We start from the raw sequence: 17,562 nt of genomic DNA on the forward strand, positions 1-17,562 counted from the left end.
GCCAGTGACCGCCAGGCGCGGGCGGAGACGGCCACGCCCTGTTCGCACCGCTCGCGCTCCGATGTCCGTGATCCCGAGCCTGCCTGCCCCCGCTAATGCTCCGATAAGATGACGACAGGTGTGCCGGGAAGCCTGGTCGGCGCGGGGGACGACTGCGGCATCGGCCACGGTGACCCCGATTCTTGCGATGGGGTCCTTTCCACCGATGCACGTCGTGGCGATCGTTCTCGTCCTGGTGGTCCTGGCCACGGCCGTGGCCACCTTCGCCGGGCGGCTGCGCGTTCCCGCGCCGTCGCTGCTGGTCCTGGCGGGCATCGGGGTAGCACTGATACCCGGCGTCCCCGCCCTGCACGTACCGCCGCAGGTGATCGGCATGGTGGTCCTGCCCCCGCTGCTGTACGCCTCCGCCGAGGAACTGTCGCTGCGCGACCTCCACACGGTCTGGCGCCCGGTGACCATCCTCTCCTTCGGCCTCGTCTTCGCCTCCGCCGCCGCCGTCGGCTTCACCGCCGTCGCCGTCGCCGGGCTGCCGCCCGCGATGGCCTTCGTACTCGGCGCCGTCCTCTCCAGTACAGACCCGGTGGCCGTCACCGCGCTCGGCCGCCGCCTGGCCCTCCCGGGGCGGCTCCAGGTGCTGGTGCAGGCCGAGAGCCTGTTCAACGACGCCACCTCGCTCGTCCTGTTCAAGGTCGCCGCCGGCATCGCGGTGGCCGTCGGCGCCTCGGTGAGCCTGCCGGCGGCGGGCGGGGAGTTCCTGCTGCTCGGCGGGGGCGGAAGCCTGGTCGGTGCCGCCGTCGCCGGCTTGGTGTGGCTGGTGCGCCGCCGCACCACCGACCCGGTGCTGGAGACGGTGATCGCCCTGGTCACCCCGTACGCGGCCTACGTACTGGCCGAGTCCGCGCACACCTCGGGCGTCACCTCCGTGGTGGTCGCCGGCGTGCTCCTCGGCCGCTCCGGCCACCGGCTCACCGACGCCCACATCCGGCTGCAGCTCAACGCCGTGTACGCGGTCGTGGTGTTCCTGCTGGAGAGCGTCGTCTTCTCCATCGTCGGCCTGGAACTGCCCACCCTCGTACGGGACCTGCCCGCCGGCACCGGCTGGTGGCCCCTGCAGGCACTCGCGCTCGCGGCCGTCCTGATCGCCGTGCGCGTGCTCTCCACCCTGCCGCTGACCCGCGCCGTCAAACCCAACCGCGGCCGGCTCTCCTGGCGCGTCGCCGGGGTCGTCACCTGGGCCGGCACCCGCGGCGTCATGCCACTCGCCGCCTCCCTCTCCATCCCCCTGCTCGCCGACGACGGCACCAAACTCACCGGACGCCCCCTGGTCCTGGTACTCACCACCGCCGTCGTCGTCTTCACCCTCGTCGTCCAGGGCCTCACCCTCGCCGCCGTCGTCAACCGCTCCGGCCTCGCCCTCGAACCCGAACACACCACCCGCGAAGAAGACGACGCCCGCGACACCCTCAACCGCGCCGCCCTCGACCACATCGACCACCTCACCGAACTGGAAGCCCTCCCCGACACCGCCCTCGACCGGGTCCGCCGCGCCCTCACCGCCCGCCTCGACCACACCCCCGAAACCCCCGACGGCACCACCGCCGACACCGCCTACCGCCAGCTGCGCCGCGAGGTCATCGCCGTCCAGAGCACCGAACTGCGCCGTCTCTACGACGAACACCGCATCAGTGACACCACCCGCCGCAGCCTCCAGCACGACCTCGACCGGGAGGAAGCCGCCCTCGGCACACCCTGAAGACCGGCCCGGCCCCCGGCCCCCGGCCCCCGGCCCCCGGCCCGCGGCCTTCGGGCGGCGGGCCGGGCGGACGGGTGGTGCCGGGTGGTCCGCACGGGGAGTCGAGAGCGAGCAGAGGCCCGGGTGAGGTCGCGCAGTCATCTCGCGCTGAGCGGCAGGCTCAGCGGTTGGGGCGGGCGCGAGGACGAGGTGCGCCAGCGGACCGGAGTACGAGGCGGGCGATCAGGGCGTTGCAGTCGGCAAAGGTCAGCAGCGCTGCGGGGGAGTCGGCCTCGCCGGGGGAAGGCCGAACCGTGATCCAGCGAGGAGGGCATTCACCAGCTCGCGTTCCGCGGAGGAGGTTCAGCGCCGGCGTCGCGCCGGGACGAACGCGGTGAGCACCGCACACACGGTCGAGCCGAACAGCATGCCGACCCACGGCACTTCGCCGCCGGGGCGATGCGTCACCAGCGCGCAGACGAGGAAGCCGATCCCGCCGCCGACGAAGAGGAATGCGAAGGCGCGAAGCGCGCGCTGCCACCTTCGGCGGTCTGTTCCTGAAGTCACGGTAGGGATTATCCACCCGAGCCGTCGGGCATCGACGGGCCGTGCCGGACTTCCGGCCCCGCCGCGGGCCGGGGGTCAACCGCCCGCTCGGTAGCGGTGGATGAGGGCTACGGCCATGGCGCCTTCGCCGACGCCCGACGCGACGCGCTTGATCGAGCCGGCGCGCACGTCTCCGGCCGCGAACACGCCTGGGACGCTGGTCTCCGGCGGGTAGGGGTCGCGTGCCAGTGGCCAGGAAGCCGGCCGTTCGCCGGTGCCTCTCAGGTCGGACCCGGTCAGGACGAACCCGTGGTCGTCGCGGTCCACGACGCCGTCCAGCCAGCCGGTGCGGGGCCGCCCGCCGATGAAGGTGAAGACGAACCCGGCCGTCTCCTCGGTCCGTCGACCGGTGGCGTCGTCCTGGAGCGTGATGTGCTCCAGCCGTTCCGATCCGTCCAGGGCGAGGACCCGGGTGCCGAGGCGCACCTCGATGTTCGGGGTCCGGTGGATCTCCTCGACGAGGTACCTCGACATCCCGGCCTCCAGCGAGTCGCCCCGCACCAGCACGGTGACCCTCGCCGCGTACCGGGCGAAGTGGATCGCGGCCTGTCCGGCCGAGTTGGCGCCGCCGATGATGTGGACGTGGTGCGAGAGGCAGGAACTGCTCTCGGTGGTCGCGGCCCTGTAGTACAGGCCTGCGTCCTCGAACCGCTCCGCGCCCGATACCTCCAGGCGGTTGTACGAGACCCCTGTGGCCACCAGCACGGTCCCGGCACTGACCTCGGAGCCGTCGGCGAGCGTCAGGATCCGGGCGGGGTCGGCCCGTCGTAGCCCGACGACATCCACCGGATGGAGCAGTTCCGCGCCGAAGCGGGTGGCCTGGCTGACCGCGCGCCGGGCGAGGTCGGCGCCCGACAGGCCGGCGGGGAAGCCCAGGTAGTTCTCGATCAGGCTCGACGTACCGGCCTGTCCGCCGGGCGAGTCGGCGTCCAGCAGCAGGGTGGACAGGCCCTCCGAGGCCGCGTACACGCCGGCGGCGAGCCCGGCCGGGCCGGCGCCGACGATGACCGTGTCGTAGTGCGGCCGGGAGGCGGTGGTGACCAGGCCGAGGCGGCCGACGAGCTCGGCGGTGCCCGGGGCGGAGAGCGTTCCGGCGGAGACAAGGTGCCCGACGACGCGGATGCCCTGGTAGGCGGGGCGGTACGAGGCGGTCCAGTCGGAGAGCAGGTCGTCCAGCACGGGGAAGAGCCGCTCGGTGGGTGGGTCCCAGGGCTTCATCAGGTAGTCGTCGAGCCGCACCTTGTTGATGGCGGTGATCGTGGTGTCGGTCTCGGCGAACGCGGTGAGCAGTACCCGTTTGGCGTCCGGGAATCGGCTCACGGCCTCCAGGAGGAAGTCGATGCCGGTCATGTCCGGCATCCGATGGTCGACCAGGAAGAGCGCCGGGTCCTGGGCACGCTCGTCGAGGGCGTCCAGGATGCTGAGCGCATCGGCGGCGGAAGCGGCGCTCAGCACACGGTAGCGGTCGGCGTACGCGGAGCGCGGCGGACGGCGCGGAGCACCTGGGGGTCGTCGTCCACCGCGAGGATCACCGGCCTCCCGGCCGGGCCCTTGTCACGGGAGCGAAGCGGAACGAATCCGGCGCTGGAAGCCTGCGATACGAGTTACCACAACAACCCGGCGCGGCCGAGCCGTTGTTCCGTGCGACGCTCCGGACTGCCCGCGGCAACAGTAGCCATCGGCCGTCGCAGAGGAGAGTCGTGGCCGAGCAGTTCATGAGCGTCAAAGAGGCCGCGGAGTACCTGAACATGTCCGTACCGTGGGTGTACCGCGAAGCTCCTCAAGTTGGCCTCGTCCCCTACAGGTTCGGGCGGGGACGCAACGCGAAGCTGCAGTTCAAGGTGTCCGAGGTGCAGGCGTGGGTGAAGCAACAGCGCCTGTCAGCGGTGTGACGTCGACCAGAAGACGAGGAGGGCCCGCCCCAACCGGGGGCAGGCCCTCCTCATTCGTTCAGGCGGCGAGGCCGAGGTCGAGGAGCTGGGCAGCACGGCTGATCGAGCCGGGCATCAGGTGGCGGTAGACCTTGAAGGTGACGTCGATGCTCTTGTGACCCATCCACTCGGCGACGTCGGTGATCGGGATGTTGTGGGTGAGGCAGTTCGAGGCGAAGAAGTGGCGGAGGCCGTAGAGGGTCATGCCCTCGGGGATGTCGATGTCGTCGGCCTGCTTGACGAGGCGCTGCCAGCGGTTGTTCAGGATGTGGTACGGGAAGGGCTTGCTGAGGTCCCGGGGGTGGCGGAGGAGGTAGCCGTCGACCGTGCCGTACTTGTCGGCGTACCACTCGACGGTCAGCTTGACCCGGGCCGGCAGCGGGACGTCGCGGTAGTCGCCCGCCTTGCGGTGCTTGAGCGGGGCGTAGTCCTTGGTGGTCTGGTTGACCTGCTCGGTGACGCGGTAGACGTCGTCGGCGACGATGTTGTTGATGTTGACCGCGGTGGCCTCGCCGTTGCGCAGACCGCAGCCGCTCATCAGGTCGGCAATGACGCGGAAGGCATCGTCGCCGGCGGTGCGTATCCCCTGGAGTTGGGAGAGGGAGGGGATGACGGCGCGCTTCGGGTCGTACTGGGGCGGCTTGACGCCGTCGAACGGGTTCTCGTCGTAGAGGCCGAGGCGGTGGGCGTCGAGGAGGACCGACTTCAGCTTGTCGAAGGCGTTGGACTGAGTGGCGAGGCCGACACCGCTGCGCTCCATGGTCTGGATGAGGTCTCGACGACCTTGTGGTCGAAGGTGCCCATCCGGCGGCTGCGGAAGGCGGGGTACAGGTGGTGTTCCAGCAGCGAGTCGAGGTGGCGGAGGGAGGCGGCGCCGAGGTGGCGCTGGCCGGCCTTCCACTCCTCGACGTACGGCTCGAACTGCATCGGGCCGTACTTCTGGATCCGTTCCGCCTTGCGCTGGCTCTGCGGGGCGCTCTTGCGGGCCTGGTACACCTCGATGAGCCGGGCCTTCGCCTTGTCCTGCGTGGCGAAGCCCGACTCCTCGGTCTGCCGCCCGGCCGCGTTGCGGTACCGGATCTTGTACTCGTGCGGGCACCTCGACCACCGGCTCTCGGGGTGCTCGCACTCCTTGAAGAAGCTGCCCATGCCGCGGACGAGGTTGATGGTGGCCATGGTTGTCGACTCCCGGGCGTCTTGCTGACCTTTTGCTGACCCCGGATGGTCGATCAAGCCCCTGAGCTGGGAAGAAACGGCAGAGCGGTGGTATGTGGTGGAACTTCATCGGGCGATCCGGTGACGAGATCGTGCAGGCGCGAACCGCGCGTGGGCTCGTTCAGGGTCGGGCACCTTCAGGCCTGGCCGGTCCCGACGGGGCCGGTGTAGACGAGGTCGGCGGCGGCGTGCTGGGCGCGGCGCAGGTGGGTGGCGGCGTTCTGGAGTGCGGCGATGGTGGCGCCGAGTTCGTGGGTGACGTCGTCTCGTCGTCGGGCGGGGGTGGGCGGATCGTCGTAGATCGCGAGGTTCTCGGTGGGTATGGCGTTCAGCCCGGCGGCGAGCTGGTGCAGGGTACGGGGCAGCTGTTCGAGCAGGCCTGCCAGGGCGCCGGCGGTGTGGTGGACGTCGGTGGGATACGGGTACGCGTCGGTGCGGGTGGTGCGTGCGTTGAGCCGGCGGATCTCGTCGGCGGCGGCCACCGCGATCTGCTGCGGGGTGCGATCGGTTGTCATCGCCGGCCTTCCTTCGGCGGATGTGCGCGGGGTTCGAGGTCAGGCGTGTGCCGCGACCGGGCCCGGCCGGCGCCGGCGTCGGCGACCGGCCCTGCCGGGTGGGGCCGGTGGAGCGGCGGGGGCCTCGGGCGCGGGCGCCTGGTGGGTGGCGGTGGCGGTGGCGCGGCGAATCGCGGTCCGCAGGTCGGCCGCGGTCTGCGGGGCCCGGGTGGCGTGGGCGGCGATGCGGGCGTAGGGCGCGGGAGGGCGCAGGTCGATGCCGACCGCGCTCGCGCCGAACGGGCGAAGGGCGACGAGGTCGCGTCCGCGGGAGTGGCGCCAGATGCCGGCGCACAGTCGGCCGGGGATGAGCAGGCCCCGCTCCCGGGTGCCGCGCAGAAGCCGCCACGGCTGCCGGGTCGCCGTCACGCTCTCCACCGCCGCCAGCGGGATGCGTATCCGGCCGGTGCCGGCGGCGAGGCGCTCCCACCATGCGAGGTCGACGATCAGGTCCTGGCCGTCGACGGTCAGTACGGCCATCGCCTCACACCTCCTCGGCAGGTGAGCGGTCGGGCCCGCCGGTTCGCGGCGGCTGGGGGTGGGCGCAAGCGCCGAGCCGGGGGGCGCCGTGGCGTCCGGGCCGGTGGCCCACGCTGTCGGTGACGTGCCGGCGCGGCGTTGCCGGGGTGCCGGGCGAGATCGCGGTGGGGCGGCGGGCGGCGATGCGGCCCGCCCGGCAGCGCCCGCGCCCGGGGCGGGCCGTGGCGGCGGACGGGGCGCAGGGGGAGGCGGGGGCGGTGTCGTCCCGGGAGAAGTACTCCCTCGTCGTCCCGTCGTCGTCGCGGTACTGCCGGACGTCGTAGTCGACGCTCCACAGGTGCCGGCAGTGCCTGCGGGTGAATTCCACGCGTTCCAGGGCCAGTTCCGTGATCATCTGCCATCACCTCATCGGCGGGCTCGGTCGGGGGCGGTGCCGCCGGGCTCCCTGGGAAAGCGCTGCGGCCCCCAGTAGTCCGTATACCTCGCCGCAGTGGTTCGCGACAACCGCCGTCAGGGCCTGCTGCGGCGGGTGGGGCGGGGCTCTCGCGCATGGCGTCACTCCTTTGGTGACTCGCGTATTTGTCATCGGATGGATGACATGCTAGAACGGAATCAGGTGAAGCGCACTGGCCCCCTTTGATCCCTACTGGAGGTGTTTCGCGATGCTGATGCGCACCGACCCGTTCCGCGAGCTGGACCGCCTGGCCCAGCAATTCCTCAGCACGACCGGTACGTGGTCCCGCCCCACCCCGATGCCGCTGGACGCGTACCGCACCGGCGACGAGTACGTCATCTGCTTCGATCTGCCCGGGGTGGACCCGCAGGCGATCGACATCGACGTCGAGCGGAACATGCTGACCGTCAAGGCCGAACGACGTCCTCGCCGCGAGGGCGAGGACGTCAAGTGGGAGCTGTCCGAGCGCCCGCTCGGCGTGTTCTCCCGCCAGGTCATGCTGTCCGACACCCTGGATCCCGAGGGGATCAGCGCCGACTACGATTCCGGCGTGCTGACCCTGAAGATCCCGGTCGCGGAGAAGGCCAAGCCCCGCAAGATCGCGATCAGCCACGGCGGCGACCGCAAGCAGATCCAGGCCTGACCCCCTCACCCCTCCCCGGAAGCGGGGCTGTCCCGCGCGGCTTCCCCCCGGCCGCGCGGGACAGCCCACCCCGTTCCGCGCCGAGCCCCGCAGCACGCGCCCGCCCAGGTCGAGACCGCCGCGACGGGCCAGCGGCTGCCCGCCGGACACCCCGTACGCCGCACCAGCCGGCCCCGTGACCCGGAAAGGCCCTGATCCGTCATGACGTGGCACCACCTCGTGCAGCAGGTCCGCGACCTCGGCCGCTACGACACCGACCAGAAGGCGGAGCGCGTCCTGGACGCGGTCCTCACCGTCCTCGGCTCCCAGCTCACCGGCGACGAACGCTGCGACCTCGCCGCCGCCCTCCCCGACCGTGCGCGCGCCGTCCTCGCCGCCGCCTGATGGATCTGCCGCCCGGCCCACGCCCCCGAGTCGCGCGTCATCCTGTGCCTGGCCGGCCGTAGGGGAAGCCGGCGGTGACCGATGAGGGGCCAGGCTCGTTGGACCGTGGACGTGCTCGGCCGCAGCCAGAAGGCCGGTGCACGGACGTACCCCCCCGTACCCCCGAGCGTCCGCCCTACGGCCGTCCTCCCCAGGCGTCTGCGGGCGTGACCTCGCAGGGTGGCCGGGTGGTTCACGGGCGTCGGCCGGGCTGCGGGCGGCCGAACAGGAGGTCGTAGCCGGGCGGCAGTTGGAGCAGGACGCGGCCCATGAGGTCCTCGCCGACCGCGTCGGCGGCGGTGGACAGGACCGCGCCGACGTCCCACAGGGCGGTGGTCTCGGTGGCGCCCTCGATCCACGCGGCGGTGGCGCGTACGAACCGCTCGGGAGTGAGCGGCTCGGCGGCTTGCAGCGGGTTGAGCAGGACCAGGGCGAGAGTCTCGGGCAGCCGGGCCGCGAGATGGGCCCGCACATCGCCGAGCAGGTGGGCGCCGAGCAGGGCCAGCACGACGCGGGCCGCCCGTTCGGCCTCCTGCGGGGTGCCGTACTCCCCGCGGTCCTGGACGGTCTCGAGGAATGCTTCCCAGCGCAGAGTCATCGCTTTTTCGTCCCTTCGCTCCGCCCGGGTTCGCCGGGCCGGGATTCGCCAGGTCAGGGTTCGACGGGCAGGCGCCGGTGCGGGCCGGTCAGGCGCAGCAGCCGCTTCACCCGCCCACCGGAGACGTGCAGTGGGAGGATGCGGCCTGCCCGCTCCGCCCGGTTGGCGGCGGCGACCAGGGCGCCGAGGCCGGCGCGGTCCATGAAATCGACACGTGACACGTCGACCACCGCCCGTGGGGCCCGCTCGAGGGCTGCGTCGATGCGCTCGCGCAGCGTCGGACCGGTGGCGATGTCGACATTCCGGCAGTCCCGAGAAACTGCTGGGCGAGGCGGTCCGGTTCAGGGAAGGGATCGGTGCGCATCACCATCACGGAACACCTCCGGTCGCTCCAGACACGTGCTGCCAGTGCGCCTGACCTCTTCACCGTTGTAGCAGGTCGTCGTAACGACGACAAGCGGCAGGTCGTCGGGAAGGTGACTGATGGATTCGCGGCGCTGACGACCACGTCCGCGGCGAGCGCCGTGCGCAGCGCCGGCGGCCCCGTCCGGATCGGTGACGTGCGTGAACAGGCCGATCAAGCGCCTGACACGGCTGTCACCGGCGGCGCGCACCGCCCCGACGGTCTCGAGCTTCAGCTGGCGGTGACCCACCGGGCGGTGCGTGTGTGCAGAGGAGAGACGACGGCGGCGTAGCAGTTGCCGGGCAGGTCGGCCACCCAGTCGAAGGTGTCGAGGGTGACGCCGTGCTGGGCGGCGGCGCGGAGCATGTCGGCGAGCAGGGCGGTCGCGGCGGCCCTGTCCTGCTCGGTGCCCTGCTCCGGGCGGCGCTCGGCGACGGCGTTGACGCGCTCGGACAGGGTGCGGTTCCTGCGGTCGGTGTACTCGTACACGCTTCGGTTTCCTTGATCGGTCGGAGAGGCGTCGACCGGGGCCGGCTTCCGTTTCCGACTGCCGGAGTGGGTGACCGCGGCGGTACCGGAGGGGGGTGGATGCCGGGCCCGGCGCGGCCCAGGCGTTCCGCCGGGGCCGGGTACGGCTCGTGGACCTGGCCCCGGCGGTGCGTGTTGGCTGGGCGGAGGTGGCGCCGAGCGGTGCGGGGTGCGGCCGGGCCGGCTGGGACGCCGGGCGGGCCGCACCCCGGCGCGGGCTACAGGGTGTTGGCGAGGCGGTCGGTCAGGAGGCGGGTGAAGCGGGCCGGGTCGGGCAGGTCGCCGCCCTCGGCGAGCAGGGCACTGCCGTAGACGAGTTCGGCGGTGTCCGCGAGTACCGGGCCCGTGGCGTCCCTCTCGTGCGCCTGACGCAGGGCGGTGATGAGGGGGTGAGCGGGGTTGAGTTCGAGGATGCGCTTGACCTGCGGGAGTTCCTGGCCCATCGCCCGGTACATCTTCTCCAGGGTGGGAGTCAGGTCGTGGGCATCGCCGACCAGGCACGCCGCGGAGGTGGTGAGCCGGGTGGAGAGGCGGACCTGCTTGACGTGCTCGGCCAGGACGGTCTGGAGCCAGGAGATCAGGGCGGCGAAGTCCTGTTCGCGCTGGGCCTTCTCGGCCTTCGCCTCGTCACTGCCGTCACCGTCACCGTCACCGTCGTCGTCGAGGTCGACCTGGCCCTTGGCGATGGACTGGAAGCGGTGGCCGTCGAAGGCGGGGATCTGGTCGATCCAGACCTCGTCGACGGGGTCGGTGAGGATCAGGACCTCGTAGCCCTTGGCGGTGAAGGCCTCCATGTGCGGGGAGTTCTCCACCGTCGCGCGGTTCTCGCCGGTCAGGTAGTAGATGGTGTCCTGGCCGTCCTTCATCCGCGCGATGTACTCACGCAGCGTGGTCTGCTTCTCCGCATCGTGGGTGGAGGCGGCGCTGACCAGCTCGAGCAGTGCGTCGGTGTTGTCGCGGTCCTCGACCAGGCCTTCCTTGAGGACACGGCCGAACTGCTCCCACAGCTTGAGGTAGGCCTCGGTGTTCGTGGCCTGCATGTTCTTGAGGGCGGCGAGGACCTTCTTGACGAGGCGCCGACGCACGGCGGTGATCTGGCGGTCGTGCTGCAGGATCTCCCGGGAGACGTTCAGCGACAGGTCGTGGGCGTCGACGACGCCCTTGACGAACCGCAGGTAGTTCGGCATCAGCGCGTCGCAGTCGTCCATGATGAAGACGCGCTTGACGTACAGCTGCACGCCCCGCCTGGTGTCGCGGGAGAACAGGTCGAACGGGGCGTGGGTGGGGATGAACAGCAGCGCCTCGTACTCGAAGGTGCCCTCCGCGCGCATGTGGATGGTCTCGGCCGGGGCCTGCCAGTCGTGGCTGATCTGCTGGTAGAACTCGTTGTACTCGGCCTCGCTCACCTCGCTTCGCGGGCGGGCCCACAGCGCCTTCATCGAGTTCAGCGTCTCCGACTCGCGCGCGGCCCCGTCCCCGGCGGCGGACTCGATGCCGTCCTCGGTGGCGGACTGGGTGGCGGACTTGGTGTCGGCGGGTTCGGTGGCCATGCGAATGGGCCAGCGGATGAAGTCCGAGTACTGCTTGACGATCTGCCGGATCTTCCACGCGGCCAGGTAGTCGCCGAGCCCGTCCTCACCGTCCTCCGGCTTGAGGTGCAGCGTGACCGACGTACCCACCGGCAGACCCTCGGCCTCCGCGATCGTGTACGTGCCCTCACCGTCGGACTCCCACACGGTGCCCTGCTCGGTGCCGGCCCGGCGCGTGTGGAGGGTGACCTTGTCGGCGACCATGAACGCCGAGTAGAAGCCGACGCCGAACTGCCCGATCAGGCTCTGCGCCGCCTCCGCGTCCTTGGCTTCCTTGATCTTGGCCAGCAGGCCGGCGGTGCCGGACTTGGCGATGGTGCCGATCAGGTCGACGACGTCCTCGCGGGTCATGCCGATGCCGTTGTCCCGCACCGTCAGGGTGCGGGCCTGCTTGTCGACGTCCAGCGTGATGTGCGGGTCGGAGGTGTCGACGTCGAGGTCGGTGTCGGTGAGGGACTCCAGGCGGAGCTTGTCGAGGGCGTCGGAGGCGTTGGAGATCAGCTCGCGCAAGAAGATGTCCTTGTTCGAGTAGATCGAGTGGATCACCAGCTGCAGCAGCTGGCGGGTCTCGGCCTGGAACTCCAGCGTCTGGGTCGGGCTGGCCACGAGAGGTGTCTCCTTCGAGCGGTGGAAAGGGTTCGGTCGGGTCGCCTGGCATGCGATCGTCGCCGGGGTGGTCACGGTCCGGCTGGGGGCGTGCGGCGGTGCCGGTCACTGTCGGCGCGCAGCTGGTCGGTCCGGGCGGTGACCTGATCGAGGCGGTCGGCGAGCTTCGGATGGCCCGCCTCCAGGAGGGGCCGGGTTTCGGCGAGCGGAGCGAGCAGGCGGGCGGGGTCGTGGTGGCCGAGCGCGTCGAGGAGGCGTTCCATGGCGGGGGCCGCTTGGGTGCTCAGGTCGTCCAGGGCACCGATCTGACCGGCGAGGCGGCGCAGGTCGGCGGCGTTGTCACGGGCCCAGGTGGTCACCGCGCGGTCGGCGGCGCGCTGAGCCCGCGTGGCCTGGACGCGCTGCTCGCCGGTGCTGCCCGCCCCGGTGCCGGCCTCAGCGTTGGGACGCAGGCGCAGGTAGCGGCGCTCGGCCGCCTGGCGGCTCTGGACGCCCAGTGGTTCGGCGAGATCGGCCCAGGTGGCTCCCGCATCGCGGGCGGTCTCGATCAGGCCGCTTTCCCAGCCGACGAGTTCCTCACGAAGGTGGCGCAGCATCAAGAGCGCGGCCAGGGCCTGGCCCGGGTCGTTCTGGCCTGCGTGGTCCGGAGGGGCGTGGCGGGCGGTGCGGGCGGCGGCGTCCATCATGCCCAGCGCGGCGGCGGCGGCCAGGAACGAGGCCGGCCCCACCCCGGCCGCGCCGGTGTCCTGCACATCCATGTCGTCATTCTTTCGCTGACCATGCCGTTGTCATCGGATGGATGACATATTACAACGGCTGGTGTCGCGCCGCACCGGTGCGAACCACCCGAAGACCTTCCGGACCGGAGGTGTCAGGCGATGTCCGTGCGCACTGCGGTGACCTGCCAGGTGCCCCCCGGGCTCCGGTCGAGGCCGACGGCGATCCCGACGGATGCCGGGCGCGCGGACGAGGGTTTCGTGATCGCGCTCGACCTGCCCGGAATCGCGCCGGAGGCGAGCGAGGTCGAAGCGCTGGACCGGATCGTCACCGTGAAGGCCGAACGCCGTTTCGCCCCGCTGGCGGGGGAGTGGGCACCCGGCTCGCCGAGCGGGTCCACGGGGTGTTCGAGCGCCGGATCCGGCTGGCTGACACCCCCCGAGCCGGGTCGCGCCGCAGCTCACCTTCAGGGCGGTGTCCTGACCCTCGCCGTCCCCATCGCCTCGGCCTCCCGCCCCCGCGGGATCACCGCCCAGACCGGCGAGGCCGCCCCGTCGGCCGCCGGCAGCGGCCGGGCCGTTCCTGCGGCTGAGCCCGTCGGCGGCGCTTCGCGCCCGAGGCCGCCCGCCATTGCTGCTGCCCGGCGGGCGGCTGACCGCCGGCGAGCCCGAGCCGATCGACGGCTCCCCCGCCGGCACGCCCTTCCTGCGCGCCAGTGCGGTCGGGGTCGCCCGGACCGACGGCGTACGGGTGTGCCTGCCTCTGCTGGACGGCAGCGACCAGGTGGGGGTGCCGGCCCTCATGGCCGCCGGGCCGCGGCACCGGCGAACCCGCCCCGGACGGGCCTCACTGGTCGGAGTAGCTGAGGTCTCCCACCGTCCAGCTGCTGATCTCGGCGATGGCGATCCGGTACATGCCTCCGGTGTGGGGCAGACCGTAGCTGCCCTGCAGGATGCGGGCGACATGCAGATGCAGATGCGTCGGCCTCACGACGGGCGCCGCCGCCGCGTCGTCGCCGCCCGCTCCGCCGTCGCCGGTGACGCGCGCCGTGAACAGCGCGGCGAAGGGCTTCAGGTGGTCGGAGGCGGCGAGGACTTCGGCCACCCGCTCGTTCCACAGGCTCTCCGGCGCCAGCCGGCCGGTGATGACCGCCCCCGGGACGACCACGGTCAAAGGCATCTGGTTACTGCGCTCGGACTCCACCATCGTGGCGATGTCGACGAGCAGCCCATCAGGGTTCGACATGAACCAGAGGATAGTGCCCGCCGGAAGCTGCTCGCACGGACACCCCCGACCCGCCGCCGGCCCATGACGCCGCCGGGCACGACGGATCACGAAAATTCCACTATCTGTGATCGCTGCATGGAAAAATATGGGATGGCCGGAAAAGGTATCGGGCGCGGTTCGGGCGCGACCCGCCCGATCGGGAAGGGGTGGCCGTGGTCCTCAACGTGTCGGCCGTGGTGTTCTTCGGCGCGGTCCTTCTCGTGCTGGTGCGTCGGCGCGAGGCGACCGGGTTCACGGCCTGCGTCGCCGTCGTCTTCGGCTTCCTGCTCGCCTCCAGCTCGGCCGCGCCCGCCGTCCACGACGTCCTGGCCACCGCGCTCACCGCACTCGCCCCCCGCTGAACGACACCGCCGCGCAGGCCCCCGCAGGCCCTGGCCGCTGCCCAGCAGATATTCTCCCGCCCCGACCAGGGCGCCCCAGGGCGCAGACACGGCATACGCACCGCCCCCCGCCGGGGCGCGAAGGAGAGTGGAGATGCAGCAGCCCGCCCCGATCACCGACCGCTCCGTGCTCAGCGGAATCGTGGAGGCGGTCCGCGACGGCGACGAGAGGGTCCTGCGCCGGCTGCTGGCGCGCCTGGCCGAACAGGCCACCGTCGCCGACCTCTACGCCCTGCGCGACGCCCTGGCCCCGCATCCCGGCACATGCGCCGGGCCGGAGAGGTCACGCCGATAAGGTCCGGCGTCCAACCATGGAAACCTCCGGTGGCGAGAGTAGACATTGCCCCACGGTCTGTGTAGTGTTCCTGGTGTTGGAAGAGCAGGACCGCAGGGCAGGCAGACACGAACTGCCTGGGCAGTACCGCAGTTGGCGGTAACAGCAGAGATGCAGGAGGCGTGCAGGTCGTCGGTACGCGGGGCCCGGTCATGGCAGAAGGGTTTCCCGACGGAAGACGGGTGACCTGTCAGGCGTCTCGGGCCCGGTTGTGCACGGGGCCCCAGGCGGTGGCGGTCGCGCACGCGCAGGACGCAGTACCGGCAGCACCCGGCAGTTCGCAGTAACCGCAGTATCTGAAGTCCGCACCACGCAGTACCAGCAGGACGGGTGTTGCCAGCAGTTCGCAATACCGCATTACCGCAGTACGCACGATGCACACCAGAGGAGAAGGGAAGGGTTCACCCCGTCGGATCGCCCGCCACGGCACGCAGTACCAGCCGGGCGGTCACCGCAGCAGCCATCGTCATGGAACGTCATGGAAGAGGTGGTCCTCGGTCACGCATACGCGATCCCCGCATCCTGTCCCTCCCCGGGGCAGTGCGGACACCGCAGGCCGGCGAATCAGCCGGCAGCAGTAGTGCAGTAGATGGTGCAGTGAATCCACATATCCCTGGGCCCCGGCGCACAACAGCGCCGGGGCCCTCGACCCGTTTCCCGAGAAAGAAGGTGCCGGTGGAACAGACCACCCTCGCCACCGACCACGACCCGGCGGACCACATGAGCGCAGAGACCAAGTTCGACGACGACGACTACCCCGCCTACACCATGGGCCGGGCCGCAGAGATCCTGGGCACCACGCCGGGCTTCCTGCGCAGCCTCGACGAGGCCAAACTCATCACCCCCCAGCGATCAGCCGGCGGTCACCGCCGCTACTCCCGCTACCAACTGCGTATCGCCGCCCGCGCCCGCGAAATCGTCGACCAGGGCACCCCACTCGACGCCGCCTGCCGCATCATCATCCTCGAGGACCAACTCGAAGAGGCCCTGCGCATCAACGCCGAACTCCGGCGCGACCGCACCTGAGGAGAACGCGACCGCACCTGAGGAGAACCGGACTGCCGGCCCGCGACCTCCACGCCGCGTGCCGCGGTCCTTCCCTCCGGGCGGGGCCGCCACGCAGGGCGCGATGAGGTGGGAGCCCGACGCGCTCTGTCGGTGAGCTGCGCGGGACGATCGGCCGGCCGGGACCGGCGGCGCCCGGGGTCAGAGTTTGTGCATCGCGGTGTACGGCTGGGTGATGCGTTCCTGCCGTGTCCCGAAGTCGACGAGTACCGCGATGTCGCTGTCGCCTTCGACGCCGATGGCCCGGCCGAGGCCGTACTGGTCATGAGTGACCCGGTCGCCGACGGCGAAGTGCTTGCGCGGGGCCTCCACCCGGGCCTTGAAGGGGCTGGTGGGCAGGTGGCGGGGGACTGCTGCGAATTTGGTCATCAGCTCCAGTATGCGCCGGAAAGCGCAAGGTCGGACCTTCTCGCGCCGTCGATTCCCGGGGGACCCGGAATGACGCGTGCGCTCGTCCGAGCCGGCACCTCGGTGGCGCCGGTAGGCGCGATCCGTCCCCCTGGCGGCTGCACCGTGACGACGGACACTGCGCACCTGCGGTCATCGCGCCGCGGGGCGGCCGCCCGGGCGGAGTGATCCACTCGGCCAACCAGCCTGCTGTCCAAGCGACTTGGCGGACCCGTCGGCTCTGGGACGGCAGCTCTGGGGTGCGCTGCCGCGGAACTGGGGGCGGAAATATCCCACCGCGGCGGGCCGCGGCCTGCTACTGTCGTCTTAGTTGCAGTAGTGGTTCCCATGAACTTTGTGTGCGCCTGCTGATGTTTTGCAGGCGCATTTTTGTTTCCCGGCTCTTCCCCGGGTGGGTGCTCATCGCGGCGACTCGAAGTCCGCACTGTGCGTGCTTCGGACAGCCTCTGAAGGAGAATTTTTAATGGCTAATGGCACCGTGAAGTGGTTCAACGCGGAAAAGGGCTTCGGCTTCATCGAGCAGGAGGGTGGCGGCCCCGACGTCTTCGCCCACTACTCGAACATCAACGCCAACGGCTTCCGTGAGCTGCTCGAGGGCCAGAAGGTCGAGTTCGACGTCACGCAGGGCCAGAAGGGCCCGCAGGCGGAGAACATTCGTCCGCTGTAATTTCTGCCACGGCACCCGCCAAGCAGCGAGGGGCCCGCACCGCGCACACATGCCCGGTGCGGGCCCCTCGGCATTGCGCCACACGCATCCCCGGCCGTTCAGGCTCCTGGCTCCGCCACCGGCGACCATCCCCACGCGAGACGCACAGCGCCGCGTCCGGATCGGCGCCCTGCCGTGACAGCTCACGGTTCGAGGTTCTCCGCTCCCGCCCTCCGCGGTGGGCGCCGACCGTAGATGACATGCCGCACGGTTCTCAGATGAACCGCTCCAGTCGCTCCCTCGCCGCGTAGCACCGCCGGACCCGGCTCCCGACACGGACCTGGCCCGCACAGATCGCCGGGCCGGCGACACCGGATTCCCACGACGACCGCACGCGGAATCCTTCAGCAGCGCCACGGCCCGCTCCGCGGAGCCTGTCGGCCCGTCCGCCACCAGTGTCCTGATCATCACCGCCGGACTCGGCGGGAGAAACACGAAGGAGTCAGCCCTTGACCACCACGATCCAAAGCCCGCCGACCACCGCGACGGTCGGCGATCTCATGCAACACCCCGAGCTGCAGATCAGCGACGATGTCATGGTCGACGCCGCGATGGACATCCTGCAGAGCTCCGGCGCGGACCACCTCCTGGTCCGCGACGAGGACGGCCGCTGCGCCGGGCTGCTGACCCGCCTGCACCTGGCGCCGTTCCAGGCCCGATCCTGGTACACCGAGCGCACCCCGGTACGCGACGTGGCCCTCGACCGAGCCCCGTTCGCCACCATCGGCATGCCCGCCGCCACCGCGGCCGCCGCTATGCGCTCCCGCGGCCTGGACACCTGGCCGGTGGTGGACCACGACGGTCACGCCATCGGCCTGCTCAGCGGGTGCCCTGCCTCGCGGTTCGGGAGATGATCAGCCCCACGGCCCGGGGGCGGCAGCGCTGACCTGGGGAAACGTGCTG

24 protein-coding genes are annotated in these 17,562 nt (G+C 71.3%); 9 read left to right on the forward strand and 15 right to left on the reverse strand.

Going from position 1 to position 17,562, the window contains the following annotated elements:
- Positions 1 to 205 precede the first annotated feature (205 nt).
- A complete protein-coding gene (locus ACZ52J_RS09720) occupies positions 206 to 1,753 on the forward strand; it encodes a Na+/H+ antiporter (protein WP_465617210.1) in 1,548 nt (515 codons plus the stop codon).
- A 342-nt stretch (positions 1,754 to 2,095) separates the two neighbouring features.
- Here the strand turns inward: ACZ52J_RS09720 and ACZ52J_RS09725 are convergent, their stop codons facing one another.
- Positions 2,096 to 2,299 (reverse strand): hypothetical protein, encoded by a 204-nt coding sequence (locus tag ACZ52J_RS09725; RefSeq protein WP_465617212.1) that lies wholly within the window; start codon positions 2,297 to 2,299, stop codon positions 2,096 to 2,098.
- Positions 2,300 to 2,374: 75 nt separating this feature from the next.
- Positions 2,375 to 3,793 carry an NAD(P)/FAD-dependent oxidoreductase gene (locus ACZ52J_RS09730; RefSeq protein WP_465617214.1) on the reverse strand — a complete coding sequence of 473 codons (1,419 nt, stop codon included), beginning with the start codon at positions 3,791 to 3,793 and terminating at the stop codon, positions 2,375 to 2,377.
- Between the two features lie 245 nt (positions 3,794 to 4,038).
- On the opposite strand from ACZ52J_RS09730, the gene ACZ52J_RS09735 reads away from it, so the two are divergent.
- Positions 4,039 to 4,230, forward strand: coding sequence for a helix-turn-helix domain-containing protein (locus tag ACZ52J_RS09735; protein ID WP_465617216.1), 192 nt, complete (start codon positions 4,039 to 4,041; stop codon positions 4,228 to 4,230).
- A gap of 58 nt (positions 4,231 to 4,288) precedes the next feature.
- Here the strand turns inward: ACZ52J_RS09735 and ACZ52J_RS09740 are convergent, their stop codons facing one another.
- The 5 genes from ACZ52J_RS09740 to ACZ52J_RS09760 all read right to left on the reverse strand — a co-directional run bounded on the left by ACZ52J_RS09740 (position 4,289) and on the right by ACZ52J_RS09760 (position 6,912).
- Entirely contained in the window at positions 4,289 to 5,029 is a 741-nt protein-coding gene (locus tag ACZ52J_RS09740; RefSeq protein WP_465617218.1) for a tyrosine-type recombinase/integrase, read from the reverse strand.
- On the reverse strand, positions 4,975 to 5,445 hold the full coding sequence (locus tag ACZ52J_RS09745) for a hypothetical protein (protein WP_465617220.1): 471 nt from the start codon (positions 5,443 to 5,445) through the stop codon (positions 4,975 to 4,977). Before ACZ52J_RS09745 ends, ACZ52J_RS09740 begins: the two co-directional genes overlap by 55 nt.
- Positions 5,446 to 5,621: 176 nt before the next feature.
- A complete protein-coding gene (locus ACZ52J_RS09750; protein WP_465617222.1) occupies positions 5,622 to 5,999 on the reverse strand; it encodes a hypothetical protein in 378 nt (125 codons plus the stop codon).
- A gap of 39 nt (positions 6,000 to 6,038) precedes the next feature.
- The gene (locus ACZ52J_RS09755; protein ID WP_465617224.1) at positions 6,039 to 6,518 is read right to left on the reverse strand and encodes a hypothetical protein; all 480 of its coding nucleotides are present in this window, start codon (positions 6,516 to 6,518) and stop codon (positions 6,039 to 6,041) included.
- A gap of 4 nt (positions 6,519 to 6,522) precedes the next feature.
- Positions 6,523 to 6,912 carry a hypothetical protein gene (locus ACZ52J_RS09760; RefSeq protein WP_465617226.1) on the reverse strand — a complete coding sequence of 130 codons (390 nt, stop codon included), beginning with the start codon at positions 6,910 to 6,912 and terminating at the stop codon, positions 6,523 to 6,525.
- A gap of 268 nt (positions 6,913 to 7,180) precedes the next feature.
- Between ACZ52J_RS09760 and ACZ52J_RS09765 the strand changes: the two genes are divergently transcribed.
- A complete protein-coding gene (locus ACZ52J_RS09765; protein WP_465617227.1) occupies positions 7,181 to 7,615 on the forward strand; it encodes an Hsp20/alpha crystallin family protein in 435 nt (144 codons plus the stop codon).
- A 201-nt stretch (positions 7,616 to 7,816) separates the two neighbouring features.
- Positions 7,817 to 7,999 (forward strand): DUF2267 domain-containing protein, encoded by a 183-nt coding sequence (locus ACZ52J_RS09770; RefSeq protein ID WP_465617229.1) that lies wholly within the window; start codon positions 7,817 to 7,819, stop codon positions 7,997 to 7,999.
- Between the two features lie 232 nt (positions 8,000 to 8,231).
- Here the strand turns inward: ACZ52J_RS09770 and ACZ52J_RS09775 are convergent, their stop codons facing one another.
- From ACZ52J_RS09775 to ACZ52J_RS09805, 7 genes are all read right to left on the reverse strand, one after another.
- Positions 8,232 to 8,636, reverse strand: coding sequence for a DUF2267 domain-containing protein (locus ACZ52J_RS09775; protein ID WP_465617231.1), 405 nt, complete (start codon positions 8,634 to 8,636; stop codon positions 8,232 to 8,234).
- Positions 8,637 to 8,689: 53 nt separating this feature from the next.
- On the reverse strand, positions 8,690 to 8,929 hold the full coding sequence (locus ACZ52J_RS09780) for an STAS domain-containing protein (protein ID WP_465617427.1): 240 nt from the start codon (positions 8,927 to 8,929) through the stop codon (positions 8,690 to 8,692).
- Positions 8,930 to 8,977: 48 nt separating this feature from the next.
- On the reverse strand, positions 8,978 to 9,289 hold the full coding sequence (locus ACZ52J_RS09785) for a hypothetical protein (RefSeq protein ID WP_465617233.1): 312 nt from the start codon (positions 9,287 to 9,289) through the stop codon (positions 8,978 to 8,980).
- On the reverse strand, positions 9,271 to 9,528 hold the full coding sequence (locus tag ACZ52J_RS09790) for a hypothetical protein (RefSeq protein ID WP_465617235.1): 258 nt from the start codon (positions 9,526 to 9,528) through the stop codon (positions 9,271 to 9,273). Before ACZ52J_RS09790 ends, ACZ52J_RS09785 begins: the two co-directional genes overlap by 19 nt.
- 257 nt (positions 9,529 to 9,785) lie before the next feature.
- On the reverse strand, positions 9,786 to 11,762 hold the full coding sequence (htpG, locus tag ACZ52J_RS09795) for a molecular chaperone HtpG (RefSeq protein ID WP_465617237.1): 1,977 nt from the start codon (positions 11,760 to 11,762) through the stop codon (positions 9,786 to 9,788).
- A 71-nt stretch (positions 11,763 to 11,833) separates the two neighbouring features.
- A complete protein-coding gene (locus tag ACZ52J_RS09800) occupies positions 11,834 to 12,520 on the reverse strand; it encodes a type III effector protein (protein WP_465617239.1) in 687 nt (228 codons plus the stop codon).
- An 805-nt stretch (positions 12,521 to 13,325) separates the two neighbouring features.
- Positions 13,326 to 13,724 (reverse strand): hypothetical protein, encoded by a 399-nt coding sequence (locus ACZ52J_RS09805; RefSeq protein WP_360492195.1) that lies wholly within the window; start codon positions 13,722 to 13,724, stop codon positions 13,326 to 13,328.
- A gap of 194 nt (positions 13,725 to 13,918) precedes the next feature.
- On the opposite strand from ACZ52J_RS09805, the gene ACZ52J_RS09810 reads away from it, so the two are divergent.
- From ACZ52J_RS09810 to ACZ52J_RS09820, 3 genes are all read left to right on the forward strand, one after another.
- Entirely contained in the window at positions 13,919 to 14,107 is a 189-nt protein-coding gene (locus ACZ52J_RS09810; protein WP_360492192.1) for a hypothetical protein, read from the forward strand.
- A gap of 133 nt (positions 14,108 to 14,240) precedes the next feature.
- On the forward strand, positions 14,241 to 14,441 hold the full coding sequence (locus ACZ52J_RS09815) for a hypothetical protein (RefSeq protein WP_360492189.1): 201 nt from the start codon (positions 14,241 to 14,243) through the stop codon (positions 14,439 to 14,441).
- 759 nt (positions 14,442 to 15,200) lie between these two features.
- Positions 15,201 to 15,506, forward strand: a complete 306-nt coding sequence (locus ACZ52J_RS09820) for a MerR family transcriptional regulator (RefSeq protein WP_329924752.1) — start codon at positions 15,201 to 15,203, stop codon at positions 15,504 to 15,506.
- A 180-nt stretch (positions 15,507 to 15,686) separates the two neighbouring features.
- Here ACZ52J_RS09820 and ACZ52J_RS09825 read toward each other — a convergent pair whose 3' ends face one another.
- Positions 15,687 to 15,914, reverse strand: a complete 228-nt coding sequence (locus ACZ52J_RS09825) for a hypothetical protein (protein ID WP_360492186.1) — start codon at positions 15,912 to 15,914, stop codon at positions 15,687 to 15,689.
- Between the two features lie 502 nt (positions 15,915 to 16,416).
- On the opposite strand from ACZ52J_RS09825, the gene ACZ52J_RS09830 reads away from it, so the two are divergent.
- Entirely contained in the window at positions 16,417 to 16,620 is a 204-nt protein-coding gene (locus ACZ52J_RS09830) for a cold-shock protein (protein ID WP_030918248.1), read from the forward strand.
- A gap of 488 nt (positions 16,621 to 17,108) precedes the next feature.
- Positions 17,109 to 17,513, forward strand: a complete 405-nt coding sequence (locus ACZ52J_RS09835) for a CBS domain-containing protein (protein ID WP_465617242.1) — start codon at positions 17,109 to 17,111, stop codon at positions 17,511 to 17,513.
- Positions 17,514 to 17,562 lie beyond the last annotated feature (49 nt).

Source organism: Kitasatospora sp. NPDC034035, from assembly GCF_055575755.1.

Bases quoted from the DNA above. Each gene is read 5' to 3' on its own strand.
- ACZ52J_RS09720 (WP_465617210.1), top strand. From the start codon at position 206: ATGCACGTCGTGGCGATCGTTCTCGTCCTGGTGGTCCTGGCCACGGCC.
- ACZ52J_RS09740 (WP_465617218.1), bottom strand. From the start codon at position 5,029: ATGGAGCGCAGCGGTGTCGGCCTCGCCACTCAGTCCAACGCCTTCGAC.
- ACZ52J_RS09745 (WP_465617220.1), bottom strand. From the start codon at position 5,445: ATGGCCACCATCAACCTCGTCCGCGGCATGGGCAGCTTCTTCAAGGAG.
- ACZ52J_RS09750 (WP_465617222.1), bottom strand. From the start codon at position 5,999: ATGACAACCGATCGCACCCCGCAGCAGATCGCGGTGGCCGCCGCCGAC.
- ACZ52J_RS09755 (WP_465617224.1), bottom strand. From the start codon at position 6,518: ATGGCCGTACTGACCGTCGACGGCCAGGACCTGATCGTCGACCTCGCA.
- ACZ52J_RS09760 (WP_465617226.1), bottom strand. From the start codon at position 6,912: ATGATCACGGAACTGGCCCTGGAACGCGTGGAATTCACCCGCAGGCAC.
- ACZ52J_RS09765 (WP_465617227.1), top strand. From the start codon at position 7,181: ATGCTGATGCGCACCGACCCGTTCCGCGAGCTGGACCGCCTGGCCCAG.
- ACZ52J_RS09770 (WP_465617229.1), top strand. From the start codon at position 7,817: ATGACGTGGCACCACCTCGTGCAGCAGGTCCGCGACCTCGGCCGCTAC.
- ACZ52J_RS09775 (WP_465617231.1), bottom strand. From the start codon at position 8,636: ATGACTCTGCGCTGGGAAGCATTCCTCGAGACCGTCCAGGACCGCGGG.
- ACZ52J_RS09800 (WP_465617239.1), bottom strand. From the start codon at position 12,520: ATGGATGTGCAGGACACCGGCGCGGCCGGGGTGGGGCCGGCCTCGTTC.
- ACZ52J_RS09805 (WP_360492195.1), bottom strand. From the start codon at position 13,724: ATGTCGAACCCTGATGGGCTGCTCGTCGACATCGCCACGATGGTGGAG.
- ACZ52J_RS09815 (WP_360492189.1), top strand. From the start codon at position 14,241: ATGCAGCAGCCCGCCCCGATCACCGACCGCTCCGTGCTCAGCGGAATC.
- ACZ52J_RS09820 (WP_329924752.1), top strand. From the start codon at position 15,201: ATGAGCGCAGAGACCAAGTTCGACGACGACGACTACCCCGCCTACACC.
- ACZ52J_RS09825 (WP_360492186.1), bottom strand. From the start codon at position 15,914: ATGACCAAATTCGCAGCAGTCCCCCGCCACCTGCCCACCAGCCCCTTC.
- ACZ52J_RS09830 (WP_030918248.1), top strand. From the start codon at position 16,417: ATGGCTAATGGCACCGTGAAGTGGTTCAACGCGGAAAAGGGCTTCGGC.